Here is a 25,336-nt window from a genome sequence, read left to right on the forward strand (position 1 = left end):
CTTACATTCGGACCGGTACCGGTTATCAACTCGTGCGCACCCATCAAGGGGCCTACCAGTGGGACCAAGTACTTCCACCGACCCAACGAGTTCAGACCTGCAACTATTTCCCCTGGGAGCTCCGTCGCTGCCGACTTTATCTGAGGGGCGACCCCCCGAATCTTCCCGGGGAGCTTCAACAGCGCTGCGACTGGGGCGAGGAACGCCATCCCGCCAAGTGTCACGGTTATGCGACCTAGCTCATAGAGGATACCAAGGAGCTGTTTTGTAATCGCCCACGCTTGGCCGGCCTTCGCTCCGAACCAGCCAAGCACGGCCCCGGCCTGCTCACCGGCCCCCATAAAGTCGGTTTTGAGGATGCCGGCGAGCGCGATTGCGCCGGCGGTTAAGCCGATGATGGCGAGACCAACTGGCCCGAGCGTCGCCCACAACGTCGACATCGCACCGGCAGCCAGGAGCGTCGCCGTGGTCATCACCCCCTTCGCGGTCGCGTCCGCGATCGCAGCCGTGGCTGACGAGTACAGTCCCGTGATCGACGTCCACATCGCAGCCGTCTTCGCCTGCGTCGCGGTGACCAACTGACCCGTCGACGCCGTCATCAACCACGTCGCCTTCGAGGCCGCCGTCGTCGCGACTGCGTGGGCCTTCAAAGCCGCAGTCCCGGCAACCGTCTGGCTAGCGTGACCCTGCTGGGCAAGCGTGGCGAGCTTGAGCTGTACAACGTGGGCGCCGAGAACAGCGGTTGAGACTCCTGTCGCAGCCGTTAGCGCGATCAGTCCCGTTCCCAAAGCTCGGGCAGCAGTCTCGTTTTGTGCTAAGGGCGTGGTGATACTTCGAAGCCCACCGACAAGTGCCGATGTCGCTGGCTTCGTTCCCTGGTACATCTCGTACCCGAGAACCTGTAGATCTGACCGAAGTTGAGTAATCTGCCCGCTGAGCGTCTCGGTCTGTTTCTGTGCCAACTGTTCTGCAGTGACGACGCCGCCGATTCCCTGCGCCAGCTCCTTGGCAGACTTGTTAGTCTGCGTGATGTCCTGAGCCAGCAGTTCCGCAGCATCGCCGGTCAGTCCGAGTCCGACCTGTAAACGCGAGACGATCTGCTCGGTTGATTCTCCCTGTTCATCGAGCTCTTGCAGGTTGCTGATGAGTTGCGTTGTCGTCGTCTCCCCCGAGACATCCATCCCGAGTGCTTCCGATGTTGCTTCCAACTCGGAGCCGTCCATCTCGGAGAGATCGCCGATCGCACCTTGGATCTCCGCGCGAAGGTTCGAGTTAATTTTTCGAGACAACTCGTCCGTTTGATTGATAAGAGGCAGGAGAGCGCGGGCACCCTCAGCGCCGGCGAGCTGCTGGGCGATCCGGATCTTTTCTGCCTGCGAATCAACGCCCTCCATCCGATCGGACAACGTCGACATTATTGTGGGGAGATTGCGGAGATCTCCTTCGGCGGTAGTGAACTTCTCCATCGAAAGGCCGAGTTCGTCGAGAGCTTTCGATGCTTCACCGCTACCGCTCGTGAGCCGTCGAAGGACGGCGTTCAGCGACGTCCCAGCTTTCGATCCAGCGAGGCCAGAAGACGCAAGCAGCCCTAGAGATCCCACAGTCTCAGCGACCGATAGCCCCGCAGCATTCGCAGTAGCCTGAACGTTGGATAGGCCTTGCGCCAGAGACTGTATGTCGGTCGCACTAGAGGCGAACGTTGAGCCAAGAGCACCGACAACAGCACGTGATTGTTCAGCCTCGAGTTGGAAAGCGTTGAGCGATCGGGCAACCGTCTGAGCTGCCTGGCCCGCCTGCATATTCGCGGCGACTGCCAACTGGCTCGTTTCGGACAGGGCAGCCATCGACTCGGATGCAGACAGACCGGCGAAGCTCAGTTGCTTGGCTGCTTCAGTCGACTGTGCCAAGGTGACTGGAAGTTGAGTTGAAACACCTTTCGCAGCCTCTCGGATCTGCTCCATCTGCGCAGCTGTCGCTCCGGACGTCGTTTCGATCGTCTGGAATTGCTTGTCCAGACGGCCAAACCGATTCGTGAGCAACGCGATGGACCCTCCGAGAGCAGTCGTTGCTGCACCAGTGGCGGCGAAAGCCGTTGAAACACTGTCTAACTGCTGTTCGGTCTCTTCCAACGAGTCACGGGCACGGTCCCCACTCTTTTCTACTTCTGATAGCTTACCGCTGGCTCGGTCCTTTGCAGTAAATATTGTTGCGACCGTTCGATGACCGCCACTTCCGCCTAGCATTATTCTTGTCGGTGTTTTTATTTCTAATTGTGGTCAACTGCGAACTATGCCACAGAATCAGCGGTACGAGTACAAGTCGATAGAAGTGAGAGCGCTGGCCTTTGGTGACGAAGGCGAAGAAAAGATCAACCGAGTCGCATCAGAAGGCTGGCAACTGAAGGAAACGGTAGAGGTTGGTGGTGGGACTACGCATTACATCTTCGAACGGCCTGTCGAGTAGCGTCTGCCTACAGCTGATCAGGTGATGGTGGATTTTTTGGGGCACCCTGCATCTGATCGATGAGGTTCTCCATATCCATATCGAGGCTGTTAGCCTCACCATCCTCCTCGTTGATCGTCGCCAGACACTCAGCGTAGAACAGCTTCTTCTCCCACGGCCAGGCGTCGACGTCCTCTATTGGGAGTTGCCACTCTCTGGCGATCCGGATAGTAACTCTTCCAGTTGGGCTTCGAGCCCACCGTCGGAAAAACCCATCACGCGGTCGATCCCGACCACCTCACCGACTTTGTCAGCCAGCATAATTCGATCAGCAACCCGTAGGCCTCGCCATCGCTCCATCGTGATCTCGGGAGCGATGACAGCCTTGTTGACGAACTCGAACAGTTCTTCCTCACGGCTCGTGTCGTCAGGCGACGGCGACACGAACTTCATTATCACGTCCGGGTCGGGATCTTGGACACGGAAGGTCCTCTCCGTTCCGTCCATAAATTCGTGAGTGATGTCCGTCTGCGGATCACCACCGATGTCCTCCCAGTCCTGATCTTCCAGCTCTTGAAGAGTGAGTTCTTCGTCAGACATTGGTTAGTCCTGGATGTCGTCGGCGATGAACGTGTACGTCCGGTTCGGCGGCGACTCAGGGTCGTCGTCGAAGGAGTTGGCGAACGACTTGTCGGTGAAGACCCCTCCCGTGTAGACCTCGTTCTGCCGGACGTCGTCCGAGGGGAACCGCACCGTGATCGGGACCTGCTGCCCGCTCTTCACGAGCTGGTTGAGCGACTGGATCGTCGGCGACGTCGGCGACACCTCCAGCTCGCCCTCGAGCTCTGGGTCTGTGTTGTTGAGCAGGACGTTCTCGTCGTCGCCAACGGTCTCGTCGTAGCTCCGGGAGTAGCTCTCCTCCGGCGGATCGAAGTTTTTGAGCTGTGCAACTCGCTCGCCGTTGACGAGGATCGTAACCTCGTCTTTGCTGTATTGTGCCATGGGTTATCCTCAGACAGTGACGGTCAGGTCGACGGTGAACGTCTGCGCGCTGCCGCTGAGCCGGTACTCGAGTTCGATGCCGGTCCACCGCTTGTTCGCGCGGTCGTCCTCGGGCAAGTCCTCCGGCTCGGGGACGTAGATGTCCGTCTCCGCGAACGGGTCATCGGGCCCACCGGTGTACTGGACAAGCGTGTCGACGATCGTGGACTCGATCATCGACTGACCGTCGCCGGTGAACGGGATCTTGTCCCGGTTCAGTGCGAGGGACGTGAGACTGTTCTCGATGAGCGACGTCGCGAAGTACTCCGTCATCTGAACGTCGAACCACTGGTAATCGCTGGCCGCACCAGCGGTCGAGACGGAGCGCCAGAGGACGTTCACGCCACTGACGGAGACGACGACGTTCACGGGTCCGTTCCCGTCGGCGTCGCCGCCGACGAAGGTCCCGGTGTCGCCCGGGTCGCCGATCAGGCGGCCGGGGATGGAGTCGATAGCGTACGGGTACCCCTCGCCATCGAAGTACGGGTCGAGCCACGGGTCGTTGACGGCCATCTGGCCGAGCTTGTACGCCCCGATGTCGGCGCTCGTCTTCGCGGTGACGCCCAGGACGTGGCCGCCGGGGACGTAGCCGGCGATCTCGTGGGCGGCCGTCATCGCCGTCTCGTCGTCAGCGTAGGAACTCGGGTCCTCGATCGGGAGCGGCACGCCGACCTGGGCGGCCGACGCCCAGCTGACGAACTCGTCGTAGTCGCCGATGTGTTCTCGACCGGCCCGAGTGTCAGCGAGATGAGCTCGGTTGATGCCTTTGTACTCAAGCTCCTCGAGCGTGCTCCAGTCGACGTAGGAGTACGTGAGCGTGGCCGTGGTGCCATCGTCGGTGGTCACCTCGCCGGTGGCCGTGTTAATCGCCACCTCGCCGTTGTCGGGTTGTGCGGGTGGTTCCTCTGTGGAGTAGACGACATCCCGGTTGGACGCGGTGACCCCGGCCTCGCCGTGGACGGGAGTGTTCGCGACGGTCGTCCCGTCGTCAACATCTTCGTCAACGACCTCGGTCTGTTCGAGGACCTGGACGTACCAGGAACTCGCACCCATCTCGGCGAGGGCCTGCGACGCCACGTGGACGTCGCTGCCGTCGCCGTAGTCGTTTGCTACTTCGGATGCGCTCTGGTACTGGTTGACCTCATCGAACGCCGCGTCGGGCGGCGCAGCGGTCGCCGTCCCGATGACGGCGACGTCGGTGAAGGTCTCCTGTGGGAGCGCTCCGGTCTGTGCCGAAACGTCGATCGTGACTGGTGAAACTGTCATCTGTTGATGTCTAACTTCTTAGTTGTCTGTCTGGTCAGCTGCGTACTCGGCGCTCTCGGTCGTGTCGAACTCCTCGGTGTACCTCTCGGCGTGATGGAACTGGACGCTCCACTCGATGCGGTAGGTATCATCGACTCGTCCCGGAGACGGGTTCGACGCGATCTCGACACGCATCGGGCGCTCGCCATTCGGACCCTCACTATTCAGATCGATACCGTCATCGAGAAATCGCCACAGTCTCCGGACGAGTTGCTTGCACCGAGTCTGCGGTGGGACTCCGTCAGTCCCCCGAACTGCTTTGACGGCGACAGTGATCGAGAGCTCGTCGGCGACCTCCGATGTCCGGATTTCCGCGCCGCCCGGTTCGTCGATCGGGTTGTCGATCCGGTGGACGTCGTCGACGGGCTGGCGCTGGGTCTGTGGCTGGTTCTGCGCGTCCCATTCGAGGATGACGATGGGGTAGTCTTGCGTTGCGTTACCTCCACCCCAGAAGACAGTCAGCTCGTAGGTGTGCTGGTTCGCGTCGTAGGAGACGTCGACCGACTCCGGGAGCACCGCCTCGAAGCGGTCTTCTTCAGCTGTGGTAAGCACGTGACTACACCTCGGCGTCGTCGAGGCGGTCGTCAAGCTCGTCCCCGATGATCTCTGCAGCGCGCTGGTTCGCGTATGCTGCGACCGGGCTGAAGATGGGGCGGCGTGGGATCCCTAGTTCCGGAGCGCCGAACTCGTGGGCGACCGCGTCTTCACGAGACGTGCCGATCACGGCGGTCCCCTCTGACGGACGAGCTTCGGAGTTCGAGATGATGTTCGCACGGAAATCTCCGGTGTCGACGAGAGCATCCCGGGTCGTCGTTCGAACACTCCGCTGACGCATCGTTTCGTACGTGACTGGACGCCACGCGTTCCCCATCGCGTCCTTTCCTTCGCGCATATTTTTCGTGAGCTGCTCGAGGGAGTCCGCATAGAGCGCGACGATCCCTTCACGAAGCCCGACGTCGAAGGCCCGACGGACTTCGTCGAAGTTGTTCGTGTCTTCGACCACGTCACACCTCCTGAAGGCGGCCGTTCTCGAGGGCACGCTCAACACGCGTCCGCCGGCGGACAGTCGCCGTCTCCGACGGGCCATCGAACCAGATACCGGCGACGTACCGCCGATCGCCGGTAGGTGTCACGGTGACGAGCTTGCGTTCGAGCGGCTTCACGACCGTCGTTCGGTCCTTGTGCTCACGCTCGAAGGCGATGAACGCGGCGAGCCGGTCAGCGCTGAAGCCGGCGACCGCTGCGAGCGTCTGCTCGCGGTTCTTGTCGTCGTAGTTCTCGATCATGGGTCGTACCTCTCACACTCCAGGACGTACAGGCCGTGCTGCTGGGAGCGGTCTGCATCAACAACGACGAACGTGTCGCCGTCGTCCGTGATGCGGGTCGCTCCTTCGCCGGCGCTGTCACGATCGTCGACGTCGTCGATGTCCGAGCGGATGAGGTACACGTGATCAGCCTCGACGTCGTGTCCCCACCAGCTGTACGAGAGCGACGCACCGCTCGGATCGGAGATCGTGGTGACTGTCTTTTCGGGGAGCTCTTCCCACTGCTCCCCGCGGGAGTCGGCTTCAGTCATCTCGAAGTTCTGGAGGGTGACATCATGGCCGGCACGCTTCAGCGCACGGCGTGCGCTCCGCTTCGTGCGGCTCATAGCGTTACACTCCAGAAGTCGGACTTCTCCGGGCCGAAGGTGTTGCTCTCGTCGAGACGGATTACCTGCTGGCCCGGCGCCGTCGCGGCGAGCCCACGCTCATCGAACGCTCCCGAGTAGTCGAACGAAACTGGGCCGATGTCTTCGGAGTCGACCTGTCGCTCGACGATGAACGTGATAAGGTGCCGGGTGAGGTACTTCTCGATCTTCTCGAGGCGGCGCTCCGAGAGCCCCTTCCCGGTGAGCTGCTCGTCGACTTCCATGTTGGCGTCGTCGAGCCACTCCAGGACTTCCTCGTCCGTGAGCTCCGTCTCGAAACCGCCACTGCGGACGTCGTCGACGCTTGTCCGGTACTCGGAGTCGTCGACAGCCATCCGTTAGGCCTCTCGACGGTCGTCGAGTGCGGTCAGAACGCTGTCACGCGGGCCGTTTTCACGTTCCTCTTCGGCGGCTTCGACCGCGTCCAGCTGGTCGTCAACGGTACCCGACTCGATCGTGTCGACCGCCCAGCGCCAGTCGTCGGAGCTGGCGATCTCCTCGGGCGTCACCTCATTCTCACCGTCTGCATCGGGCTCAGTGCCACCCTCGTTGGGGGGCTCCGCTTCACCGTCGCCGGCGGAATCGGTGTCGTCCGAGCCGCTATCCTCGTCGATGGTTTCCGGTTCTACCTCTTCGTCAGCAGTGTCCTCTTCGTCGACGCGCTCCCAGCCGCCGGAACGATGGTCGAGATACTCCTCGACCGCGTCCTCGGGGACGTCGTAGACGCCCGATCCCTCTGCACGGAACCCACGCTGCCCGTCGAAGTAGGTCCGCTCTCGTGTCCACTTGAGTTCAGGCATAGGTGATCACACGTCGTTGATGATGACCCAGTGCTCGGGCAGCATGATGTGGAAGCCGATGTCCTGGAACGCCTTCAGCCAGGTGACGCGGGGGTCCTGAGACATCCACGTCTGGGTTCCGAAGCCGCGGTCGTTGTCGACGGCGAAGCCGCCGTCCGTCGACGGCGCGTCAGGCTCGTCGAACTCGCCCATGTTGTCGCCGTACCATGCGAGGAACGCCGACTCGACACCGGGCCGTCCGATGATGATGTTCCGGCGCTGCTCGCCGGCGACCGGGTCGTACGGCTCGAGGACGTTGTCCATCGCCGCGTCGTCGACGTCGTTGACGATGTTCCCGTCCTCGTCGAGGAAGTTCCCGTTGGCGTCCTCCCGCGGGAGCTTTACCTTCACGACCTGGATGTTCGGGATCTCCTCGTCGACGAGCCGACGAACCTGACTACCGGTCAGGCCGCGCACCTCGACGCCCGAGAAGCGGCCCTTCATGTCCTCGTTGTTCTTGATGTCGTGCCAGATGGACGGCGTCACGAGCGCCGTCGGGTCACCCGACACCATCGCGTTCATATACGTCTGATCGGCCTCCGAGAGCAGGTAGGACGCGTACGAGAAGTTCTCGTAGGGCGTCGAGTTTGCTCGATCCGAGTACTGGTTGTTCGGATTGATGACGTTCGCCGTCGGGATGTCCGGATGGATCGTGTCCCCGTCCGTCCCGAGGAAGCCGTCGACGCTCCGGGTCGCCTGGAACGCGACCTTGTTCCGCGTCAGGAACAGCGCCGCACGAAGCTGGTTCGCCCCCCACCGGTATAGCGAGAGGATCTGCTGGTCGGAGTTCAGCTTCGCGTCCGTCTCCTTCTCCGGCGCTATCTTCTCCTTGAACGAGTACGTCGAGATGTCCTTTTCGTTGATGTCGCCCAGCGCCGAGATCGGCGACTCGGCTGCCCGGTCGACCTCGGACATCGCGGCGATCGCCCCGCCGATGGTGAAGTAACTTTCCTCGGGAGCGTCCAGGTTGACTGCCGGGAAGAGGCCGTTCGCATCGGCCACCCCGTCCTCCTGCATCTGCTCCATCTGGTCGATATCCTGGACGATCTCCTCGCGGAGCGTCTTGGGACTCAGCAGTCCTGCTTTCTTGAATTCGAGTTCTGGCATGAATCAGATCACCTACTTGTACCGCAGAACGGCCACCTTCTGTGCCGTCGCCGCCGTCGCACGAGTGCCGGTCGCGAACACACGGCCGTACTGCATGTCGACCGTGTCGTCAGCGTCGACATACGCGCGAACCCCGTCGGACGTGAGCACGACGACGTCGTTGACGGAGAGGTTCTCCCCGTCACTCTCGTCGTACCAGTCGATGGGGCCCGTCGCGAGGAACGTCGACGGGCCAGCGACCTCGCCGGCTGCGACGTCTGCCTCGTCGTCGAGGTGGTTGTCGTGAAGCAGCGCGCCGACTCCGTCACCGTCCGTCTCGACGAGCTTGACCTGCGTCTTCCCGCCATCTTCGCCCGTGAGCTGGACCGGGTCACCGCGACCCGGTAGTGCGCCCGTCGAGTCCGCGACGACCTCGACGTCGACCTTCTCGCCCGGATCGTAGAGTCGAACTTCTCCAGACACCATGATCAGGCACCTCCCCGGATCGCATCGCGAAGCTCACTCTCGGTGTCGAACTCCGTGGCGTCAACGTCGTACTCCTGGCGAAGATACTCGACCTCCGAGACATCAGCGCTGTTGACTTCTAGCCGCTCCGACGCCGTCAGAACACCGCCCGCAAGCTGTTCCGCGCGCTCGAGATCCTCGTCGCTCGGGGTCTGACCGTTGCTATCGCCACCCTCACCGCGGGGGTTGGGCGTCCCGGCCAGCTGCTCGCGAACGACCTCGACCGGGCTCTCGTCGTCCTCGTCAGACCAGCCCGCGTCCTCCGCAAGCATCTCGACGAGCTCACCCGCCTGGAAGCGGTCCGCGATCTTGTCTGCGGAGAGTTTCGAGTCTTCCGCAGCGAGGTCGGCAAGCATCTCGACGAGCGGCTCGACCTCTTCCTCGAGCTCGTCCCGCTCCTCTTTCAGCTGCTCGACCGTCTCCTCGTAGTCATCGATCTCTTCCTCTTTCTCTGCGAGCTGCTCCTGGAGGTCCTCCGTCTCGTCTTCGAGCTGGTTACGCTCGGTGCGGACCTCTGCGAGCTGCTCCTGCAGGTCGTCGTTGTTGTTTCCCATATGTGTGGAACTACCGCCGGTTCCTGTGCCGGATTCCGCCGGCTCGTCAGATGCCTGTCCAGAACCACCAGCCTCGCCCAGGCCCTCCCAGGCGACGTCGTCGATCCAGTCGTACGACTCGTGGACCTCGAACGGCGTGTCCTCGAGTGCGTCGATGATCTGGTCGTTCAGCGTGTCGAGTGATGCGACCGCCTCCCGGTCGATCGTCGCCTGGAGCTCGGGGTCAGTGTTCGTCGACGAGCGCGTGGCCGAGACGCCCTCGATCGCTTCGAGGTTCTCGACCGCCTCGTCGAGGAACTCGTCGCCGAACATCTCGCCGTAGGCGTTGAAGGTCAGCGTGAACAGCTTCGCCAGCTGCTCGGCTGCCTCGGCCCGGCCGTTGAAACCTAGGGCCTCCGCCATCGCCGGCTCGATCGTCGCGCTCGGCGACGCGCCGTTGTCGAGCAGTGTGAGGTACGGGACGTCAATGATCTTCTCGACAGGGTACGCCCCGAGTTCCTCGTCGTACTCGCCCAGCTTCCGGAACATATCCGGACTCACGTCGATCAGGCCGTGATCAACCAGCTGCGCGATGTGCTCATCGAGTAGGTCAGCGTCTTCAGAGACCGGGCCGACCCCGTCCTCGTACGCGAAGTTGTCGACCGACCCGACGATGTTGTCCGGATCGGCCTGGTCGAGCATCCCCTTGTGGCCGTCACCGGGACGCCCTTTGAGGATCTTCGCCCCGTCGAACGCGCCATCTTCGACACCCTGGCGAAGCGCCTCCGGGCTCCAGTACGTCTTCTTGCCCGACGCACCGGTGGTGATGTCTCCCTCCCCGATCGGGATGACCCGAGCGGAGTAGGTATCAGTGTCCTCGTCATCCTCGTCCTCGAGGCGGGCGAACCCGCCCTCGGCGAGGCGTTCGTGCTGTTCTGGGTCGTGAGTCATAGGTAGGTCAGCTCATAAACGCGCTCCCCGGGAGTCGAACCCGGCTCTCCCGATGGTGGAGAGGCCGACAGAGCGTGGTCGTACTGCGAGTCAGGAAGCAGTCGGCGCGGTCTGTGCTGCCGTCCCCTCCGCGACCGACGTCGTCGCCCGAACGACGCATCGGCATCGCGGATGGAACGGGGGGCCCTTCGACCGGGCCTCATCCGGGCTCAGCACACGGCCGTCCCACGGCGAGCAAATCTCACAGACGTGGTTGTCACCCGCCGTCGCGACCTCGGTCTGCACCTCCAGGTCGACGTCGTCGCCGGCGAGGCGCTCGGCCTCGGAAATCGCCCCCTCGTTGTGAGCGTACATCGTCTCCGTTCGGGCAAGTGTCGTCGCCCGAGTGCGGCCGATCTTGTCGATCCGGTCGGACAGCCGGCGAGCCATCTCGTCCGGGGCCACGCCCTCGGCCATCCCCTCGGCGAGCGACCGGGAGATCTCCCGAGCGACGTCGTCGGTGATGCCTCGAAGCGCCTCGAAGTTGCGCTCGTAGAGCAGCGACAGGCGGTCCTGGTGAACGGGGCGCTCGAACGCAGCCGTGGGATCGGCGCCGTCGGCCGCGTCACCCATCCAGCTGTGTTGGTTCCGAACACCGCGCTCGTACGCCTTCCTGACGTACGTGTTCCCGTTGCGCTCGATGACCTCCAGGACGCCCTCCTCTTGCTGCGTCCGGAGCCACTGCATAAACTGCTCGTGCTTGCGAGCATCCCGCTCGAAGGCGAAGTCACGCCCCTGCAGATCGTCCGGATCGAAGTCCGCCAGCTGCTCAACGAGATCACGGGCGGCGTCATACTGTTCTGCTGCGAGGAGCTCGTAGTACTCCGCAGGGATGTCGGCCGCCGCCTGTCCCGAGAGCAGGTCCGACAGCGAGACGCCACCCCCGTCGTCGTCCTCGAGGCCGAGGACGTCCCGATCGGAAACACCTCGCCGGAGCTCCGCGCGGATGTCCGCGAAGCGTCCACGGAGCTTCCGGGCGTACTGCCGCTGAATCGTCGTCGTTCGCGAGGGATCGTTGGCGTGCGGGTCACCGCTATCCTTCGTCGGCCGAGCATACTCGTCCGCCAGCTGCTCAACGTGTGGCGGGAGATGGCGGTGGTCGTCGCCGTGATCGCCGGCAGCAAGGCGAGCCCCCCAGTCCGAGAGCTGTGCCGTCGTCTCGGTGACCGTGTTGGGGCCGACGACGTCGGCGAAGCGCCCATCATCCTGGGACGTCCTCATTCGCTTTCACCGTCGTCTTCCGACTCGGACTCAGTCTCCGTGTCGTCACCGGTGTCTTCGTCCCCGTCTCTATCCCTGTGCCCGCCCCCGTCTTCGTCTTCTCCTTCATCTGCCCCCGGCATCGCACCTGGGGTGTCCTGACTGTCTGGGAGCTCGAGCGGGTCGCTGTCCCAGTCGTGTCGCTCGCGGAGTTCATCCAAGTCAAAGCCGGCGAGTTCGGCGAACGCGCCCGGCGGCATATACATATCGGCGCCACTCTCGGCGAACTGTGAGAAGGCATCCATCAGCGCCGTCAGGTTCTCCGCCGGGAAGCCCTCGCGCCGGATCGGGTTCTCGTCCTGCTGTGGTTCGATGCTGAAGTGGATCGTCCCATTGTACCGCTCCCCGCTCGCCAGCTCGTCCGCCTTCTCCTCGAGGACTGGCGTAAGCTTCCGCTCGATGTACCGCCGCTCGTGGTCGACCCGCTCGTTGTCCTTCTCGATCTGAGGATCGACTACGAACTGGTTCAGATCGTCTGCATAGGCGATCTGGTATTTCCCGACGGGCATCACCGAGAAGATCTGCTCGATGTCGTCCCGAACCGCGGCGGCGATATCGGGAACCGTTCCCTCTTCGACCTGGACGTTGACCGCGTCCGGAACGAAGTCGACACGGCCGGCGAACGACTCCTTGTCGCCGCCACGGTCGGCCTCATCATCATCAGGTCCGTACTCGCTGGAGACATCTCCCTCTTTGTGTGCCTCTGCGTAGTCTTCGGCCTCGGCCTGGCTCCAATTCTCCGAGCTGTAGATGCGGTGGGCGTACCCCGTCTGGCGGACCGCGAAGTCGCGGTCCTCGATCTTCTGGATCAGCGCGTCGATCCGGTCCCGGCAGGCGTCGAAGACGGACGTCCCCCAGACCTCGCCGTCATCAGCATCGTAGGTGAGTTTGATGATGTCGTCGACGGTGAACGGGATCGGGTCCTTCTCGCTGTACCGAAGAAGGTCCGCGTCGTACTGGTTGTACGCCGCCGCCTCCCCATCATCGGTGGTCGGGTGGTCGTCGTCGACGTCGTCGTCCGGCTGAATGAGAACTGTCTGGTCCTCGCGAGTGTAGATCTGGAACGTCGCCGGGTCCAGAGACATCAGGGCCGCCATCGCGTCGGGGTCTTCCTCAGTTCCGACCTTCTCGATCAGCGCCGTCCCCTTGCCCCGCCGCTTCGACGGGAGCTTGCCGAGCAACGTCGCGAGATCGTGGCCCATCTCGCCGGCGTGGATCACGCAGTTCCCCGACCACAGTTTCAACGCCTCCTCCATATCCTCATCGCGCTCGCCATCGGCGTCCTCAACCCGGATGCGATACCCAGGCTCCATGACCGCGAGGTCGAAGCTCTTCAACGGAGCTCGGGTGAGCGCGAACTCGTTGTAGTAAGAGTTCCAGTACTTACGGATCTTGTCCGGGGGCGCACTCGGCTCCGACCGGACATCGGCGTCCGAGCCGAAGCCCGACGTCGTCCGGTAGCCGAGGATTCCCGGGACCGACCCCGCGTCCTCCTCGGACGTGGGGACTCGATGTTCACCTTTCGGCGCAGGATCGCCCTCCGCCAGCTGCTCGACGTCCTCTTCGTCCGGCGTAGATGGTTCGCTACTCATAATTACTGTGTGATAAGCCAGCCCTCGCCGCTGTGGTCCTCGAAGTGCGTCTCCTCCGAGGCCGCCCACGCGGCGATCATCGCCGCCTCCAGGTAGTCCGGCGACCCCGCATCAAGCCGCTCCTTGATGTCGTCCTTCGACGAGAGGCTGTACACCTGCTCGCCCTCCTCCCCGCGGCTCCCGATGAACTTCTCGTCGTACTCGAGCTCACGGGCGCCGGCGAGCAGCTCCTTCCGGAGCGTCCGGTCGAGAATGATCCCGCCGTCCTCGAGCCAGTCGCCGAGCGCCGCCATCCCCTCGGCCCACTTGTCCTCGTAGTCGACCGACTGGCACGCGACCGAGTTCGTGACGAACTGGCCGACATCGGGGAACTCCTCGAGAAGGTTGTCGTGAACCGCCTCCCCCGAGCCGATGAAATCCACCGCTATCGGGTGCCGGGACATGTCTTCGAGCTCCCGAGCGATCGCGTCGCTCTGGTCTGTGTGGTTCGTCCCTCGCTCCGCGTAGTGGATCACCATCACGTTGCGGTGGATCGTCGCCGCGACCGTCCGATCCGAACTCCGGGCGACGTCCACGCCAGTCGCCGTCGCCGGCGGCAGCGTGACGTCGCCGCGGTCGAGCTCGTCCTGGTAGAGCTCGCCGCGCTCCCACGCACCGTTGACATCGTCGATAGTGTACGGGCGGTTGACACTCGCACCCGCCGGCGGGATGATCCCCGCCCGTCGCTTGAACCAGCGCTTCGAGAGGTTCGGCTCGAAGTCCGGGTTCCGCACGAGATCGTCGTCGACGAAGACGTAGTTGCCCACCTCGTCGATTCGCGGCGCCGACATCCGTAGCGCCTGGCGGTACCCCGGCCACTCCGAGCCGTTGTACTCGACCCAGTCCTTCTCCAGCTTCGTGATGTCCGCGATCCCGTCGATCTTTGGAGCGTCGACCCGGCCCGTGTCAACCTGGACGTTGTGCGAATCGAACGTGCTGAACCGGACGACCTCCCAGTTCGGATGATCGTCCATCAGCGGGTAGATCGAGTTCGTCTCGTCGTCCGGGGGGTTCGCGATTGCGATCAGTCGGTCCCGCTCGTCACTCGCCAGCGACCGCATCGCCTCGATCACGTCCTCGTCGACGGCCGACTTGTCCGCCTCCTCGATGATCGACAGCGTATATGCGGAGTGAACGCCCTCGAGCTCGCCAGCGTCTCGCGGCGACGACGCCTCGAAGAAGTGCTCCGGGTCGTCCTCGAACTCGATGCGCTCCGGGCGGCTCTTGTACTCGCCGGGGAGCGGGATGCGGGCGCCGCCGTGGAGCGACTCGACCGGCTTGCAGTACGTCCGCTTCATCTTCCGCTCGGTCCCCGACGTTGCGAACGACACCGCGGGGTACCGGCAGAGCAGCCACACGATCGTGATCGCCGCCAGGATGTACGACTTCCCCAGCGAGTTCGCCGACACCACGAGCACCTGGTGATGCTGGGCGACCGCCCGGCAGATCCGGCGCTGGGCCCGGCCGAGTCGCAGCCCGAGGTAGTCCTCGATCGCGTCCTCGAGCCACGTCTCGTCACCGGCGTCCGCCCGGCGGGCGAACTCCGCCGGCGGCGCGGGGGCATCTACGTTCGTGTCCGTCGCCGGCGACGACGTCGACGTCCCCGAGAGCAGGTCACCCGTCGACATCGTCCTCTTCGTGGTACTGCTTCAGGTTGCCCATAAACGCCGTCTCGATGCCGTTGTGGTTCAGGTCGACTTCCTCGTTCGGGAAGATCCCCGCCTTGTCGCAGATCTGCTCGTAGCGGCGAAGGAACCGCTCGTCACCCGTCACCCGAAACTTCTCGAGGGCAACCTGGGCCATAAACCTGGCCTGTTTCTTCGCGCCCTCTGGCGTCTCGGACAGTTCGTACCCCTCTTCGATGCGATCCTTACCGTCATCGCCGACGAAGCCCTCGAGGAACTTGTCGGAGTAGGCACCGTGATCTGCCGCGTTTGTGTTGTCTTCGGGAGCTCCAGCGCCCTCACGAGCGCCGCCAGAGCCACCGTTGCCGCCGTGCTTCCGGCAACGCCCTTCATCGTCGTCGGTTCCCCAGCCAGCCACCAGCTGGCAGTAGCCGGCGAAGAGGTAGTTTCCATCGTCGTCTTCGACGAGCTCGCCATCCTGGCGCTGCTTCCGTCGGCCGTTGCAGTGGCTATCGGGATCGCGTTTCGGGGCATCCGAAATCGGCGTCCCGATGAGGTCCTCTGGAGCATCTGCCATAGAGTTGATTGTATCGTTGGGGAGTGAGTCACCGTCTAGTGGTCAGGAGACGGGGGTGAAACGCGCGCTTTCGGTGGTTCGGTTCCGAATGGCGACGGCGGTTGAAGTCGCGGATCGCCGACGTCGAGGTCGTGTTCTCCACCGAGGTGACACGACGAGCAGAGTGCAACGAGGTTCGACTCCGTGTTGTTCTCCTTGTTCCCGTCGAGGTGGTGAACGTGGAACGACTGGACATCGCCGCGACCGCGACCGCAACCTGGGCAGCGATACCGCCCGGGATCGCGATCGCGCCAGAAGAGCGATCGGCCTTGTGAGCGAGGATCACTCATCGTAGGAGTCGGTGGGTACACTCGGGACAAAGCGTGATCGTGTCGCCGAGCTCGTAGCCGAGTGCCTGGAGTCGCTCGCCGAACGGCGTGGTCGTCCACGTCCGCTTGTTGAACGAGCCGAGGAGTCCCGGGTGCTCGCCCGGTTCGCCACACTCGTCACAAGTGTAGTCGTATCCCATAATTACGTGATTACTGCAGTTCCGAACGGAGATTCTTGACCGTCTTCGTCGACGTCAGCGTCGGGATCTCGTCGATCCGCGAATCCAGCTCGTCGAGACGCTCCAGGACGACGTCGTCAGTGTCCGCCTCGTTGACGATCTCGACGTGGTCGCCCTCGAGCGCCGGGAGCACGACCTCGCGGAACTGCTCCTCACGCGTCCTATCATCCGGAAGATGCTCATCGAGGTCGTCGACGACGTCGTCCGGGAGAGAGATAGTCGTGGTCATCGGTAATTACGTAATTACTCCGTGTCGCGCTCGCGACAGTCCGAACAGCGCGGGCCGTTGTCCTCACGGCGAGCTCGTGCCGGCGGGTCGAACAGGTACGACGACCCGCAGCTGGTACAGGTCCAGCCCATCAGTGTGACGTCGACTCTGACAGGTCGTCCGCCGTCGGGGGATCATCGGTGTGCTTCTCGATGTAGACCCACGTTGCACAGCCGAGCAAGGTGAACAAGATGTTCGCGGCCACCGCGAACGACTCGGCCAGCGTCGGCGACGCGAGCACCGTCGACGATGATGCGAGGATCAGCGCCGAGCCGATCAAGAACGTGCCGATCACGTACTTCGCGTGAACCCGTTTCGGATGGATCAGCTCGAACCAGATCGCCGCCCCGACCCACACGGAGCCCGCGACCATCCCCAGCGTGTTGACGAGACTACTCATCCTTGTTCCCCCCGACCGTGATGCCCGGGATCTGTTCGAGCAGTTTGTCCAGCCCGAGGAGCGTCCCAACGAGCGTGAGCAGTATTACCTTGTCCTCGACGCTGAGCGTCACTCCCGCATCGACCGTGTCTGCGACCACGAGCCCCAAGAACACGAGCAGTGTCGCGAGCCCGCCGATCGCTTTGATCTGTCTGCGAAGTCTCATTCATAGCTCTCTAGGTAACGATGAACCGCACTGCAAACGACCGTCTCCGGGCCTCGAACCCGGACGGGTGCCACCAACGGTTTCCTCAACTCCAGCCCGCAGTAATTACCGTAATTACTCTCCGAGACCACGATCGTCGACGTCGGCAGCGTCCACCCAGAAGTGGCGGCCATCAACGCGAACACGCAGCAGTATCCGCGCCCCGGCGATCGTCGCGACCATCCGCTCATCGACCACCTCACCGACCATCTGGGTCGTCCCTGCACCGAGGGGTCGGCACCGAACCGTTGAGCCAGTGGTACTCATCGGTTGACTCCAGGCCCGTACAGTGCGTAGCCGATTATGAACCGCCAGTCGCGCCAGGACTCTCGAGCGGCGCCGAGGAATCGATCTTTCAGCGCCGCGTTCGCATCGACCTGGTCCGGACCGATCGCGTTGTCCTGGACGAGCGCGACGAGACATCGCCACAACGACGGTAGGATCGACTCGATTTCGACGTCCTCGAGGACTTCGTGTCGTTCCGAGAGATCGACGTTCCCGCACTTACACCCCCATTTCGTCCGTTCGAGACGTTGGTACGGATCCCCGCTGTCGACGTCGTCGACGACAAGCGTAGTGTTCTCCGTCCGGTACTGATAGCCGATCGCGCTGTCGGTCGCTGTTGGTCGAGCGTGACGACACTCCGTCGCGTCAAGTGTTATTTCTCCATCGCCGTTCGTGAGCACGGCGCCGTTCGCGAGCGCTACGTCCATCGGCGATGAACCGCGATCGACCCAGTCCTCACTCGGCGCCGAGGTTGTCTTCACCCGTTGGAAGCACGTCGCGCAGAAGCGGTGATCCGACTTGATCTGTTGGAGTGCTGACTTACCTTTGTGCCGATAATAACAGTCAGTAGAACAGAAAGAGCTGTTGACACCCGTTCCCTCAGTAAAAACGTCATCACAGGCGTCGAATCCGCAGTCGTACTCGGATTCGCTAGACTCGTGACTCTGTGGCGTTGGTGATTTTGCCGACATAGTAGACTAACAGCGCCCGCCGCTCTCAACGACGGACCACGGTTGACTCGACCATACGCCGTCCACCGAATTGGCTTCGATGGCGGAGCTCCCCGACGCCCACGCAGTCCGTGGCCACCGGTGGAGTGGTACTCCGACCAACGTGCTGATGGCACTTAACGAGGGGAGACGTTGACACTTAGTGTCAACAAAATCACTCTCAAAACGGTGAAATAAACCCACCGGCGGAGTGATCACCTCTCTCGCGGTGGTCCACCCCCATCCGCAGCTGCATCCTCGCCTGCAGCTGACAGCGTCTCGAGGTCCGCCCCGGGGCCCTGTGTCGCTCCGTAATCAGCCACCGTCGTCTCCGTCGTCTCGTCGAGGAGACTATCTGCATCCGCATCGCGATACGCGATGATCTCCTCGAAGAGTTCCGGCTCTCCCTCTCCGAGTTGCTGCAGATCGACGCGCAGTGACGCGTTGGTCCTGCTGCGGGAGATCTCGATGCCCGGTATCGACAGCGCTGCTTCTTCCATCAACGACAGCGTTGTCGAGCGTGTGACTGCGTCCTCGAGGACATCCGCCTGGATCTCCGCCGCCCGCACTGACACCTTCCCGGACGAACGGTTCCCCGCTCGGCGACCGAGCACGAGCCGGATCCGGCGGACTCGCTGCTCGCGTTCCAGCTGGTCGACCGGCCGGCGGACCTCCACCGGAACACCGTCGGGCGCGATCTCGTCGGCGACGTGTTCCGGAACCCAGACCGTCTGGTCCTTGCTTGGGTTCGCTTCCACTCCGGGATGCGGCTCGTATCCCAGCCGTTCGATGACCAGGTCACGGTACCGCTCAAGCGTGGGGCCCGACGCCCGTCGGCCACGACCCGCTATCTCGTGGATCTCCGCGTTCAACTCGTCATCCGTGAACTGATCGTCAGTACTCGGCGCAAGCCGTTGACAGATGACGATCGTGTTCCGATCCACCTTCGAGAGACCTCCCTCTTCAGTGTCCTCATCAATGAACGTCAGCATTCCCTCAGCATCGTCGATAACGCGATCGAGTTTCCGCTCGAGGCGGCCGGCACGACCACCGTCTCGACGGACCTGGATCGCCCGGGCGAACGCAACCCCGAATGTGTCCTCACTCTCGTTCGCCGCTTTGCGGAACTCGTCTTTAACCCACTCGTCCACACGGACCGTCACACGAGTGGTGGACTGCTGGTGAAGCCGCGAGGAATTTTTTTCTTTGAACGGGTCTGGAGTCCGCCCCGCCGCGTTGACAAGCCGATCGACGCGGTCCTCGACATCGCCGTAGCCGTCTGCGTCAGCGTACTCCCGCATTGCCGCCTCCGCTTCACGGCCGAGGTAGCCCTCCAGACCGTCGAATTTCTTTTCGACGTATTCACGGAATGATTCCCACTCGTCTGCCGGCACCTGCCAGTCGACCATCACAGTGTCACGCATCGGTGACCACCCCCTCGCTGGCCTCACAGCACCCTGCTGTGAGTCGGGGGTCTAGAACCCACCCACTCACAGCAACCTGCTGTGAGGCAGGGGAGGGGGTCCGCGGACCCCCTCCCAGAACTCGCGAAGCGAGTTCCTGCGTAATCGCCAGCGAGAACCTGCCTACGGCAGGATAGGGGGGTGACGGGGCACCCCCCACGGACACCTCAGCACCAGCTTTCAAAGAAAAAAAATCTGTAGAGAGGGGCGGCGTGATCTGCGGGCTGTTCGACGGGGAGATCGAGACGGTCGTGGTTGGTTCCTGCGTGGACATCGTACTCTTGCTCGTCGAGCTGCTCGAAGCGGAGCTCGTGACGCTGGTCCACCGACCTCTCTCGAGGCCACACGCGAGTTGGACAGACCCACCGCTATCTATGGCGGTAAGCTTATGTTCCGAGCGTGTACAGAAACAGGTACGCTCACTCGGGTGACCTAATCTCTGGCAGGAGGAGGTCACCCGAGTTCGGCCTGTTTCTGAGGCGTGGGTTGTTTCGGGTAGCTTGTGCTCTATTGTTCCATCCTGTGCTGTCTTAAAACCCAACGACCGGACGACGAGATGTCTGACGCGCGTCATCCGATCACCCTCGCGAGGAACGTGCCGGCGATGACGACCCACGTGATGATGGCGACGACGATGAACGCTCTCGCGAGTAGGGCGGTTGACGCCTCGAGGATCGTGAGATCGCTCATCGCTCACCTCCGTCTGCTCGAGGTGCAATGTGGACTCCAGGACCTTCCCGGCAACCGACGCACTCGCCGTTTTGAAGCCACCGGCGATCGACGATCTCGCCGCACGTGTCACAGCGAAGGCTGTCCTTCTGCTCGGCGACGTCGACGAACTCTTCGAGTGTCTCCGGGAGCTCGACGTGGTCTTCGCTACCGAGCCGAGAACCGCCGTCGGTTACCGGGGCTTCGAACTCACAGTAGTCACAAGAACTCCCGGGTTCAAGGAGAACTCTGTCAGCTGCAGACTCCTCACAGTTGTGGTCGATCATCCCGTCGTCGATCCGGCACTCGATACAGATATCGACGGATTCGTCGGGCCAGTGACCGTGTCTGTCGTCGTGGTCAATGCAGTCCTGACAGACTATCCCTCGGCTCATCTCCCATCCATCGTCGAGGCCGACGATGCGATTCGTGCATCTTTCAACGTCACATACAACGCCGATTTCTTGATCGACGTCGTCTCCGGATCCGTCACGCATCGTCGACCACTTCCAGAGACTCCACCGTCCCCCGATCCTGCCACCGGTAGCGGGGCGGGTGGCGGATGTCGATACACGCTTTCACCGACGCAGTCACGGGGCCAGTCAGGCCTTCATCCGGGTCGATCTCCCGGGAGAGACACCACTTTGTCGCGGTGTCTGTGTTCTCAAGCGACACTTGTATCTGTCCTGGGAGTTGGTCCTCGGCTACATCTTCGGGCGGAAACGGCGGTTCCACGATCTTCGGCCCGACGGTCGCCTGATGCACACCGTCCGTATCGGATAGCTCGAACTCGGCTACGTCGCCGGACTCAACCCCTTCCAGTTGAGCAACGTCTCCGAGTCTCTCGCCGCCGTCGGTGACGAGCTGCGAATCGTCGACGCTGTCTGGTCGAACAAACCGGCTGGTTTCGGGCGGCGACACCCAACACACTTTGCATCCCTCGGCGATGTGGGCCGGATCATCCACCGGCACTGACAGACTGCTGTCGGGGTATCGGCGGTCACACGTCGGGCACGTCCAGGTCACGCCGACTCACCTCCATTGGATCGCTCAGTATCCGTGTCTACCGAACGGTACTCCTCGGGGAGACAGTCGGGGTGCCAGAACCGTTCATCCGGCGTCTTGTAGTAGGCTCGCGCCCTGTCGAACCGGATAGGCTCTCCGCACTCCTCGCACGGCGTCTGTTCAGTGCCGCTCGAGGACTGATCGACTCCGCCGTCAGTAACCACTCCGTCAGAATCCGGCGGCGACGGATCGTCTCCCACATCGTCTGGGTCCATGTGTTCAAGCTTGCTGCTGAGGCGCTCGTACTCGTCCACGCTGGTGCTCGGCTCCGGTTTCGGACCTCTCCGCTCGATCTCTTCGTCGGCCTTTGGCTCCGCATCTTGGAGCGCATCGAGGAAGGATCGAAGCGTCGACGTATGCGGATCGTACCCGTTGTACAGAATCCCGTTGAAACGATCCTTCTCGAACCCTGCCCGTCGGCTTAACTCGGCTTGTGATAGTCCGAGCTCGACACGCATCTCATCGATCTCTCGAATGGTCGGGATTCTGAACATCTCCGGTTCGGGGCACTCTCGATCAGTATCGGTCGTAGATTGATCACCCATCGACGATCGCCTCCAACTCGTTAAGGATCGCTTCGACGTCGCGGGAGTCGTAGAAGCTGACTCCGGTTCGATCGTCTCGCCCAGTACGGATCATCAAGGCGTCACGGACGTGCTGGCGCGGTTGATCGGAGAGGTTCATTCCAAGCTTCTCAGACACGAGCCGGACCTCGCTCGCGAGCAGCTGCTTGTGTCCGCAACCCTCCCCATATCGGTCCGGGTCCGTTCCAACGTGTTGCGCAATCTCGGCTTTCATCTCGTGGAGTTCCCTGACTCCACTCATCGACGATCGCCTCCATCGAGGCCGTCCGAGGATTGATCGACCCCACCGTCAGTCGCGAAGTCGTCGAGTGACTCGTTGTTCTCCTTGCGCTCTTCGAGCTGCTCCTGTTCGCGAACAGCCTTCGGCTTCTCCCCGGTCTCCGGGACGATCTCCTCGATGCGCTCTTCCAATTCACCGGCGTGGTACGCCTGGAGTGCCTCGGCCACGGCGGCCATGAGGTCACTCCGATCGGGCTCGATCCGACTGAACACTTCCATGCCGGCGACTTCAAGCGTCCATTCGAGCTTCTCGTCCTCCGGGTTTCGACGCGACACTTCGTCCGGATTGGCTGTCTCGAGACGCAGGAAGGCGTACTCGCCGTGGTCACGGCGAAGATCACCGAACGTTTCGAACGGATCGTTGATCGTGGGATTGTCCTTCAGCGCCTCGAGGATGCTGTCGTCGAACTCGTGTCCCTCGCCGACGTCGCCGAAGTACTCCCACCAGCCGCCGCCTTCGGGATCCTTGAACACCCATCCGCCGGGAACCGGCCAGGAATCGGGCCCACGGTACCGCGTCCAGTCGTGCTTCGCGGCCCAGTCCCCCTCCGGGGGATCCCGACGGTTGATGGTGCCGAGTCGGTGACCTTCCTTGCAGCCGTCTTCGTGCTCGACGTCGTCGACCGTCTCGCCAACGCACCCGCAGCCTCGACACTGAACGTCGCCGCCGATGACGTCCTCGGACCAACTAGGTGTTCGCGTCATAACGCGATCCCCTCCCAGCGCTCTGCCGTCGTCTCGAGATCGTGGGCGATCTCGCGCAGGTCGTCCGGATCGAGGTCGCTCTCGTGGCGTCGGATGACCGCGTTGATCTCCTCGCGGGCGGACGTATCGTTGCTCATCGCTCACCCCCATCCTCTGCGATCCGGTAGGTTCGCGTCCGGGCGTCCTCGTTGTGCCACCGTGTCTCGATGAGGCCGTCCTTGACGAGTCGATGCAGCGCGTCTCGGACCGTCCGGGGCTTCATCAGCGTCTCGCCGGCGAGTTCCTGCTTGGTCATCTCGTCCGCCTCTGCCTCACGGAGTGCTCGATAGACCGCCGTGGGGGCGGGGGGTAGTGCAACTAAATCGTCGTGATCGATCGGGCCTGACATAACTGAGATGCTCATTGTTGGTCCACCTGCCCTCGGCCGGGTGCGGCGTCGTTGTCTCCGTGGAACGGCTTGCCGCAGCTGTCACACTTGTAGACACAGTCGGAGAGCTCGCCACAGACCGAGCACTTACGCCCCATCTGGCGACACCCCCACTGGAGTAGTCTCCACATCCTCGCCGTACAGCAGTTTCACCGTCACGCCATCGGCCGCGGGGTCTGGTTCGATGGAATCCGGATCCGCGACCGCTTCGAGCGTTGACTTCGCTTCTGCCGGCGTCGTTCCGTCGTCGAACATCACCGACACGACTGCGTTCCGATTGTAGCAGACTGCGGTCGTCTCGACGTCCAGGTGCCGCTCGATCCACGCCAACTCGAGCGCTATCTGATGGAAAAACTCCGCCACGTTCGAACCGATCTCCTGGTTGGCGAGCTCGAACTGCTTGAGCGACTCTCCAAGCCGAGAGCTCGGATCTCCAGGAGACGGCTCATCGGCAGCTTCGTCGGGAGATATCATCGGTCACCCCGCTCCGTGATCGCGATCTTGTGATTGACCGGGTAGATCTCCCCGTGCTTCTCCAGTCGTTCGAGCCGATCGTGGATGTCCTCAGCGACGAATCGCGTCTCGTCACGGACCGTGTCGACGACGTCGCCGAGCGGGGCGTGCCCTCGGTCGTCCGCGTGCTGTTCGATTGCGTCGTAGATCGTGTTCGTGAGCGACACGCGATCGTCGGCCGGCAGGTCTGACGTGTCGGTACTCATAGCCGTTCACCCCCATCGGTCGCGATCCGCGGGCTGATGACTGTCTCAACGCTGCCGTGATCATCGGCAAACCCGTACTCAAACCGGACGGGGTACTCGTTCCCCCAGAACAGGTGGACTTCTGCGTTCGACGGGATGGCCTTCGTGACGTCCTTCAGATAATCTGCTGACAGCAGGCTCGACGCGTCGGGAATGCGGTCGGCGTCGATCCGGTCCTCGGCGTCGAACTCACAGCTGTACGTGTCCGTGTCACCCTCGGCGACGATCTTGAACAACTGCTCGTCCTCGTCGCCACCGATCAGAATGTGGTCGGAGTACTTCTCCGCGATCTTCACCGCCTTCTTCAGATCAGAAGCATCGAGGACCACGTATCCGGGCAGCTGCATATCCGGGATATCCGGGTCCTGCCGGATCGACGATGGGTCGATAAGCGCGAGTTCAACCTCGTGGGTGTCGATCTCGATCGAGAGCTTCCGCGTCTGCTCCTGCAACTCGAACCAGATGAGGTTGCCCTCGGTGGCGATCCCAACGGTGTCCTCGAGGCCGCCGGTCTTCGACAGCGGGATGCCGAGTGTGCCGTCCGTCGCCTCGAACGACTCGAAGGCTGCGGCGTCGATCGTGACGTCGGCCATCGCGATGTTCGCGGGATCGACCGCAGCGACGCGGATACCGTCTTCGTTGAGGTGAAGCCGGAACTCGTCGACGAGCGCGCCGACCGAATCGACGAGCTGGTCGACGGGCTCGTTGCCGACGATCGCGTCAAACGCCATCAGATCTCACCCCGTTCCCACGACTGCCGGTCAGCCAACACCGTCGTCGCCGTGTCGGTCAGAGTGTACTCGTTCGTTCGCCCGTCGCGTGTTCCCTTCTCGACGAGCCCGGCGTCGACCAGGTCGTCGAGATTCGAATACAGACGACCGTGGTGGACCGTCTGGTACCCATTCTCTTCGAGCGCCTCTTTGATCGCAAGCCCGTGGACGGCATCGTCCGCGTGGAAGATCGTCCAGAGGATGTCCCGCTGGAACCCCGAGAGGTCCACGTACTCCTCGACGTTCTCCATCGACGACGTCGACATCAGGTGTCACCCCCGTCGGCGTCGTTAACGTCATCCTGCTCTTCGGGCGGCACGAGCGGTGCCGCGACGCAGGCGACGTCGGTGTCCGCGGCACGGGCGACAAGCGCCTTCACCGTCTCGCCCGACTCGTGTTCGAGGTTCTGAACCGACACTTCGACGCGTCCCTGGACATCTTCGAGTTCGTCCGCGAAGCTCGTGATCGTGCTCGGCTGGTAGAGCCCGCTCGGCACGTCCTCGTTGTACTCGTCGATGACGGCCAGCCCGGCGACGTCGATGAAGCCGTTCTTGGTGAGTCCCTTCTCGAGCTTCATCG

General features: G+C 62.7%; 39 protein-coding genes. 1 reads left to right on the top strand and 38 read right to left on the bottom strand.

Annotated features, from left to right (window positions below):
* On the bottom strand, positions 1-2,243 hold a 2,243-nt coding region (locus BLW38_RS12610; RefSeq protein ID WP_143040880.1), incomplete at its 3' end, for a phage tail tape measure protein.
* Positions 2,244-2,289: 46 nt separating this feature from the next.
* Here BLW38_RS12610 and BLW38_RS12615 point away from each other — a divergent pair.
* Entirely contained in the window at positions 2,290-2,463 is a 174-nt protein-coding gene (locus tag BLW38_RS12615; RefSeq protein WP_092817574.1) for a DUF4177 domain-containing protein, read from the top strand.
* A 174-nt stretch (positions 2,464-2,637) separates the two neighbouring features.
* On the opposite strand, the gene BLW38_RS12620 is transcribed toward BLW38_RS12615, so the two are convergent.
* The 37 genes from BLW38_RS12620 to BLW38_RS12785 form a co-directional block, all read right to left on the bottom strand.
* Positions 2,638-3,042 (bottom strand): hypothetical protein, encoded by a 405-nt coding sequence (locus tag BLW38_RS12620; protein WP_092817575.1) that lies wholly within the window; start codon positions 3,040-3,042, stop codon positions 2,638-2,640.
* Positions 3,043-3,045: 3 nt separating this feature from the next.
* Entirely contained in the window at positions 3,046-3,444 is a 399-nt protein-coding gene (locus tag BLW38_RS12625) for a hypothetical protein (protein WP_092817576.1), read from the bottom strand.
* A gap of 9 nt (positions 3,445-3,453) precedes the next feature.
* Positions 3,454-4,749 carry a hypothetical protein gene (locus BLW38_RS12630; protein ID WP_092817577.1) on the bottom strand — a complete coding sequence of 432 codons (1,296 nt, stop codon included), beginning with the start codon at positions 4,747-4,749 and terminating at the stop codon, positions 3,454-3,456.
* An 18-nt stretch (positions 4,750-4,767) separates the two neighbouring features.
* On the bottom strand, positions 4,768-5,340 hold the full coding sequence (locus BLW38_RS12635) for a hypothetical protein (RefSeq protein WP_092817578.1): 573 nt from the start codon (positions 5,338-5,340) through the stop codon (positions 4,768-4,770).
* 4 nt (positions 5,341-5,344) lie between these two features.
* The gene (locus tag BLW38_RS12640; RefSeq protein ID WP_092817579.1) at positions 5,345-5,791 is read right to left on the bottom strand and encodes a phage virion morphogenesis protein; all 447 of its coding nucleotides are present in this window, start codon (positions 5,789-5,791) and stop codon (positions 5,345-5,347) included.
* 1 nt (position 5,792) lies between these two features.
* Positions 5,793-6,074 carry a hypothetical protein gene (locus tag BLW38_RS12645; protein ID WP_092817580.1) on the bottom strand — a complete coding sequence of 94 codons (282 nt, stop codon included), beginning with the start codon at positions 6,072-6,074 and terminating at the stop codon, positions 5,793-5,795.
* Positions 6,071-6,439: a hypothetical protein gene (locus BLW38_RS12650; protein WP_092817581.1), complete on the bottom strand. Its 369-nt coding sequence runs from the start codon at positions 6,437-6,439 to the stop codon at positions 6,071-6,073. The genes BLW38_RS12645 and BLW38_RS12650 overlap by 4 nt, the downstream gene beginning before the upstream one ends.
* Positions 6,436-6,813, bottom strand: a complete 378-nt coding sequence (locus BLW38_RS12655) for a DUF4054 domain-containing protein (RefSeq protein WP_092817582.1) — start codon at positions 6,811-6,813, stop codon at positions 6,436-6,438. The genes BLW38_RS12650 and BLW38_RS12655 overlap by 4 nt, the downstream gene beginning before the upstream one ends.
* 3 nt (positions 6,814-6,816) lie before the next feature.
* Positions 6,817-7,278 (bottom strand): hypothetical protein, encoded by a 462-nt coding sequence (locus BLW38_RS12660; RefSeq protein WP_092817583.1) that lies wholly within the window; start codon positions 7,276-7,278, stop codon positions 6,817-6,819.
* 6 nt (positions 7,279-7,284) lie between these two features.
* Positions 7,285-8,424 (bottom strand): hypothetical protein, encoded by a 1,140-nt coding sequence (locus tag BLW38_RS12665; protein WP_092817584.1) that lies wholly within the window; start codon positions 8,422-8,424, stop codon positions 7,285-7,287.
* Between the two features lie 12 nt (positions 8,425-8,436).
* Positions 8,437-8,889, bottom strand: a complete 453-nt coding sequence (locus BLW38_RS12670; protein WP_092817585.1) for a hypothetical protein — start codon at positions 8,887-8,889, stop codon at positions 8,437-8,439.
* A 2-nt stretch (positions 8,890-8,891) separates the two neighbouring features.
* Positions 8,892-10,412, bottom strand: coding sequence for a hypothetical protein (locus BLW38_RS12675; RefSeq protein ID WP_092817586.1), 1,521 nt, complete (start codon positions 10,410-10,412; stop codon positions 8,892-8,894).
* Between the two features lie 90 nt (positions 10,413-10,502).
* Positions 10,503-11,672, bottom strand: coding sequence for a phage head morphogenesis protein (locus BLW38_RS12680; RefSeq protein WP_092817587.1), 1,170 nt, complete (start codon positions 11,670-11,672; stop codon positions 10,503-10,505).
* A complete protein-coding gene (locus BLW38_RS12685; RefSeq protein ID WP_092817588.1) occupies positions 11,669-13,303 on the bottom strand; it encodes a hypothetical protein in 1,635 nt (544 codons plus the stop codon). Before BLW38_RS12685 ends, BLW38_RS12680 begins: the two co-directional genes overlap by 4 nt.
* Before the next feature lie 2 nt (positions 13,304-13,305).
* Positions 13,306-14,970: a hypothetical protein gene (locus tag BLW38_RS12690; RefSeq protein WP_092817589.1), complete on the bottom strand. Its 1,665-nt coding sequence runs from the start codon at positions 14,968-14,970 to the stop codon at positions 13,306-13,308.
* Positions 14,957-15,544, bottom strand: a complete 588-nt coding sequence (locus BLW38_RS12695; protein WP_092817590.1) for a hypothetical protein — start codon at positions 15,542-15,544, stop codon at positions 14,957-14,959. The genes BLW38_RS12690 and BLW38_RS12695 overlap by 14 nt, the downstream gene beginning before the upstream one ends.
* Before the next feature lie 35 nt (positions 15,545-15,579).
* On the bottom strand, positions 15,580-15,873 hold the full coding sequence (locus BLW38_RS16860) for an HNH endonuclease (RefSeq protein WP_092817591.1): 294 nt from the start codon (positions 15,871-15,873) through the stop codon (positions 15,580-15,582).
* Positions 15,870-16,052, bottom strand: a complete 183-nt coding sequence (locus BLW38_RS12705; RefSeq protein ID WP_092817592.1) for a hypothetical protein — start codon at positions 16,050-16,052, stop codon at positions 15,870-15,872. Before BLW38_RS12705 ends, BLW38_RS16860 begins: the two co-directional genes overlap by 4 nt.
* Before the next feature lie 10 nt (positions 16,053-16,062).
* Positions 16,063-16,320, bottom strand: a complete 258-nt coding sequence (locus BLW38_RS12710) for a hypothetical protein (protein WP_092817593.1) — start codon at positions 16,318-16,320, stop codon at positions 16,063-16,065.
* Between the two features lie 130 nt (positions 16,321-16,450).
* Positions 16,451-16,759 (bottom strand): hypothetical protein, encoded by a 309-nt coding sequence (locus BLW38_RS12715; protein ID WP_092817594.1) that lies wholly within the window; start codon positions 16,757-16,759, stop codon positions 16,451-16,453.
* Positions 16,752-16,964 carry a hypothetical protein gene (locus BLW38_RS12720; protein ID WP_092817595.1) on the bottom strand — a complete coding sequence of 71 codons (213 nt, stop codon included), beginning with the start codon at positions 16,962-16,964 and terminating at the stop codon, positions 16,752-16,754. Before BLW38_RS12720 ends, BLW38_RS12715 begins: the two co-directional genes overlap by 8 nt.
* Positions 16,965-17,078: 114 nt before the next feature.
* Positions 17,079-17,270, bottom strand: a complete 192-nt coding sequence (locus BLW38_RS15950; protein ID WP_143040881.1) for a hypothetical protein — start codon at positions 17,268-17,270, stop codon at positions 17,079-17,081.
* Positions 17,267-17,716: a hypothetical protein gene (locus BLW38_RS12725; protein ID WP_092817596.1), complete on the bottom strand. Its 450-nt coding sequence runs from the start codon at positions 17,714-17,716 to the stop codon at positions 17,267-17,269. Before BLW38_RS12725 ends, BLW38_RS15950 begins: the two co-directional genes overlap by 4 nt.
* A gap of 497 nt (positions 17,717-18,213) precedes the next feature.
* Positions 18,214-19,422 carry a hypothetical protein gene (locus BLW38_RS12730; RefSeq protein WP_143040882.1) on the bottom strand — a complete coding sequence of 403 codons (1,209 nt, stop codon included), beginning with the start codon at positions 19,420-19,422 and terminating at the stop codon, positions 18,214-18,216.
* Positions 19,423-19,628: 206 nt separating this feature from the next.
* The gene (locus BLW38_RS16310) at positions 19,629-19,787 is read right to left on the bottom strand and encodes a hypothetical protein (protein ID WP_177167499.1); all 159 of its coding nucleotides are present in this window, start codon (positions 19,785-19,787) and stop codon (positions 19,629-19,631) included.
* 360 nt (positions 19,788-20,147) lie between these two features.
* Positions 20,148-20,564 (bottom strand): hypothetical protein, encoded by a 417-nt coding sequence (locus BLW38_RS12735; protein WP_143040883.1) that lies wholly within the window; start codon positions 20,562-20,564, stop codon positions 20,148-20,150.
* Positions 20,565-20,658: 94 nt separating this feature from the next.
* A complete protein-coding gene (locus tag BLW38_RS12740; protein ID WP_143040884.1) occupies positions 20,659-21,135 on the bottom strand; it encodes a hypothetical protein in 477 nt (158 codons plus the stop codon).
* 56 nt (positions 21,136-21,191) lie between these two features.
* Entirely contained in the window at positions 21,192-21,779 is a 588-nt protein-coding gene (locus BLW38_RS12745; RefSeq protein WP_092817600.1) for a helix-turn-helix domain-containing protein, read from the bottom strand.
* Positions 21,772-22,059: a hypothetical protein gene (locus BLW38_RS12750; RefSeq protein WP_092817601.1), complete on the bottom strand. Its 288-nt coding sequence runs from the start codon at positions 22,057-22,059 to the stop codon at positions 21,772-21,774. The genes BLW38_RS12745 and BLW38_RS12750 overlap by 8 nt, the downstream gene beginning before the upstream one ends.
* Positions 22,056-22,802 carry a hypothetical protein gene (locus BLW38_RS12755; protein ID WP_092817602.1) on the bottom strand — a complete coding sequence of 249 codons (747 nt, stop codon included), beginning with the start codon at positions 22,800-22,802 and terminating at the stop codon, positions 22,056-22,058. The genes BLW38_RS12750 and BLW38_RS12755 overlap by 4 nt, the downstream gene beginning before the upstream one ends.
* Complete coding sequence (locus BLW38_RS16315; protein WP_177167500.1) at positions 22,799-22,939, bottom strand: hypothetical protein; 141 nt, start codon at positions 22,937-22,939, stop codon at positions 22,799-22,801. Before BLW38_RS16315 ends, BLW38_RS12755 begins: the two co-directional genes overlap by 4 nt.
* A complete protein-coding gene (locus BLW38_RS12760) occupies positions 22,936-23,205 on the bottom strand; it encodes a helix-turn-helix transcriptional regulator (protein WP_092817603.1) in 270 nt (89 codons plus the stop codon). Before BLW38_RS12760 ends, BLW38_RS16315 begins: the two co-directional genes overlap by 4 nt.
* A gap of 111 nt (positions 23,206-23,316) precedes the next feature.
* A complete protein-coding gene (locus tag BLW38_RS12765; RefSeq protein ID WP_092817604.1) occupies positions 23,317-23,703 on the bottom strand; it encodes a hypothetical protein in 387 nt (128 codons plus the stop codon).
* Complete coding sequence (locus BLW38_RS12770) at positions 23,700-23,948, bottom strand: hypothetical protein (protein WP_092817605.1); 249 nt, start codon at positions 23,946-23,948, stop codon at positions 23,700-23,702. The genes BLW38_RS12765 and BLW38_RS12770 overlap by 4 nt, the downstream gene beginning before the upstream one ends.
* Positions 23,945-24,718: a DNA polymerase sliding clamp gene (locus tag BLW38_RS12775; RefSeq protein ID WP_092817606.1), complete on the bottom strand. Its 774-nt coding sequence runs from the start codon at positions 24,716-24,718 to the stop codon at positions 23,945-23,947. Before BLW38_RS12775 ends, BLW38_RS12770 begins: the two co-directional genes overlap by 4 nt.
* Positions 24,718-25,023, bottom strand: a complete 306-nt coding sequence (locus tag BLW38_RS12780; protein ID WP_092817607.1) for a helix-turn-helix transcriptional regulator — start codon at positions 25,021-25,023, stop codon at positions 24,718-24,720. The genes BLW38_RS12775 and BLW38_RS12780 overlap by 1 nt, the downstream gene beginning before the upstream one ends.
* Entirely contained in the window at positions 25,023-25,334 is a 312-nt protein-coding gene (locus tag BLW38_RS12785) for a hypothetical protein (protein ID WP_092817608.1), read from the bottom strand. The genes BLW38_RS12780 and BLW38_RS12785 overlap by 1 nt, the downstream gene beginning before the upstream one ends.
* Between the last annotated feature and the right edge of the window lie 2 nt (positions 25,335-25,336).

This window comes from Halopenitus malekzadehii, assembly GCF_900108505.1.
In the GTDB taxonomy this organism is placed as follows: Archaea; Halobacteriota; Halobacteria; order Halobacteriales; family Haloferacaceae; genus Halopenitus; species Halopenitus malekzadehii.

Excerpts from the sequence above, each read along its gene's own strand:
- BLW38_RS12615 (WP_092817574.1), top strand. The coding sequence starts at position 2,290 with ATGCCACAGAATCAGCGGTACGAGTACAAGTCGATAGAAGTGAGAGCG.
- BLW38_RS12620 (WP_092817575.1), bottom strand. The coding sequence starts at position 3,042 with ATGTCTGACGAAGAACTCACTCTTCAAGAGCTGGAAGATCAGGACTGG.
- BLW38_RS12625 (WP_092817576.1), bottom strand. The coding sequence starts at position 3,444 with ATGGCACAATACAGCAAAGACGAGGTTACGATCCTCGTCAACGGCGAG.
- BLW38_RS12630 (WP_092817577.1), bottom strand. The coding sequence starts at position 4,749 with ATGACAGTTTCACCAGTCACGATCGACGTTTCGGCACAGACCGGAGCG.
- BLW38_RS12645 (WP_092817580.1), bottom strand. The coding sequence starts at position 6,074 with ATGATCGAGAACTACGACGACAAGAACCGCGAGCAGACGCTCGCAGCG.
- BLW38_RS12650 (WP_092817581.1), bottom strand. The coding sequence starts at position 6,439 with ATGAGCCGCACGAAGCGGAGCGCACGCCGTGCGCTGAAGCGTGCCGGC.
- BLW38_RS12655 (WP_092817582.1), bottom strand. The coding sequence starts at position 6,813 with ATGGCTGTCGACGACTCCGAGTACCGGACAAGCGTCGACGACGTCCGC.
- BLW38_RS12660 (WP_092817583.1), bottom strand. The coding sequence starts at position 7,278 with ATGCCTGAACTCAAGTGGACACGAGAGCGGACCTACTTCGACGGGCAG.
- BLW38_RS12665 (WP_092817584.1), bottom strand. The coding sequence starts at position 8,424 with ATGCCAGAACTCGAATTCAAGAAAGCAGGACTGCTGAGTCCCAAGACG.
- BLW38_RS12670 (WP_092817585.1), bottom strand. The coding sequence starts at position 8,889 with ATGGTGTCTGGAGAAGTTCGACTCTACGATCCGGGCGAGAAGGTCGAC.
- BLW38_RS12675 (WP_092817586.1), bottom strand. The coding sequence starts at position 10,412 with ATGACTCACGACCCAGAACAGCACGAACGCCTCGCCGAGGGCGGGTTC.
- BLW38_RS12680 (WP_092817587.1), bottom strand. The coding sequence starts at position 11,672 with ATGAGGACGTCCCAGGATGATGGGCGCTTCGCCGACGTCGTCGGCCCC.
- BLW38_RS12685 (WP_092817588.1), bottom strand. The coding sequence starts at position 13,303 with ATGAGTAGCGAACCATCTACGCCGGACGAAGAGGACGTCGAGCAGCTG.
- BLW38_RS12690 (WP_092817589.1), bottom strand. The coding sequence starts at position 14,970 with ATGTCGACGGGTGACCTGCTCTCGGGGACGTCGACGTCGTCGCCGGCG.
- BLW38_RS12695 (WP_092817590.1), bottom strand. The coding sequence starts at position 15,544 with ATGGCAGATGCTCCAGAGGACCTCATCGGGACGCCGATTTCGGATGCC.
- BLW38_RS16860 (WP_092817591.1), bottom strand. The coding sequence starts at position 15,873 with ATGAGTGATCCTCGCTCACAAGGCCGATCGCTCTTCTGGCGCGATCGC.
- BLW38_RS12705 (WP_092817592.1), bottom strand. The coding sequence starts at position 16,052 with ATGGGATACGACTACACTTGTGACGAGTGTGGCGAACCGGGCGAGCAC.
- BLW38_RS12710 (WP_092817593.1), bottom strand. The coding sequence starts at position 16,320 with ATGACCACGACTATCTCTCTCCCGGACGACGTCGTCGACGACCTCGAT.
- BLW38_RS12715 (WP_092817594.1), bottom strand. The coding sequence starts at position 16,759 with ATGAGTAGTCTCGTCAACACGCTGGGGATGGTCGCGGGCTCCGTGTGG.
- BLW38_RS12720 (WP_092817595.1), bottom strand. The coding sequence starts at position 16,964 with ATGAGACTTCGCAGACAGATCAAAGCGATCGGCGGGCTCGCGACACTG.
- BLW38_RS15950 (WP_143040881.1), bottom strand. The coding sequence starts at position 17,270 with ATGAGTACCACTGGCTCAACGGTTCGGTGCCGACCCCTCGGTGCAGGG.
- BLW38_RS12725 (WP_092817596.1), bottom strand. The coding sequence starts at position 17,716 with ATGGACGTAGCGCTCGCGAACGGCGCCGTGCTCACGAACGGCGATGGA.
- BLW38_RS12730 (WP_143040882.1), bottom strand. The coding sequence starts at position 19,422 with ATGCGTGACACTGTGATGGTCGACTGGCAGGTGCCGGCAGACGAGTGG.
- BLW38_RS12735 (WP_143040883.1), bottom strand. The coding sequence starts at position 20,564 with ATGAGCCGAGGGATAGTCTGTCAGGACTGCATTGACCACGACGACAGA.
- BLW38_RS12745 (WP_092817600.1), bottom strand. The coding sequence starts at position 21,779 with ATGGGTGATCAATCTACGACCGATACTGATCGAGAGTGCCCCGAACCG.
- BLW38_RS12750 (WP_092817601.1), bottom strand. The coding sequence starts at position 22,059 with ATGAGTGGAGTCAGGGAACTCCACGAGATGAAAGCCGAGATTGCGCAA.
- BLW38_RS12755 (WP_092817602.1), bottom strand. The coding sequence starts at position 22,802 with ATGACGCGAACACCTAGTTGGTCCGAGGACGTCATCGGCGGCGACGTT.
- BLW38_RS16315 (WP_177167500.1), bottom strand. The coding sequence starts at position 22,939 with ATGAGCAACGATACGTCCGCCCGCGAGGAGATCAACGCGGTCATCCGA.
- BLW38_RS12760 (WP_092817603.1), bottom strand. The coding sequence starts at position 23,205 with ATGAGCATCTCAGTTATGTCAGGCCCGATCGATCACGACGATTTAGTT.
- BLW38_RS12765 (WP_092817604.1), bottom strand. The coding sequence starts at position 23,703 with ATGATATCTCCCGACGAAGCTGCCGATGAGCCGTCTCCTGGAGATCCG.
- BLW38_RS12770 (WP_092817605.1), bottom strand. The coding sequence starts at position 23,948 with ATGAGTACCGACACGTCAGACCTGCCGGCCGACGATCGCGTGTCGCTC.
- BLW38_RS12775 (WP_092817606.1), bottom strand. The coding sequence starts at position 24,718 with ATGGCGTTTGACGCGATCGTCGGCAACGAGCCCGTCGACCAGCTCGTC.
- BLW38_RS12780 (WP_092817607.1), bottom strand. The coding sequence starts at position 25,023 with ATGTCGACGTCGTCGATGGAGAACGTCGAGGAGTACGTGGACCTCTCG.
- BLW38_RS12785 (WP_092817608.1), bottom strand. The coding sequence starts at position 25,334 with ATGAAGCTCGAGAAGGGACTCACCAAGAACGGCTTCATCGACGTCGCC.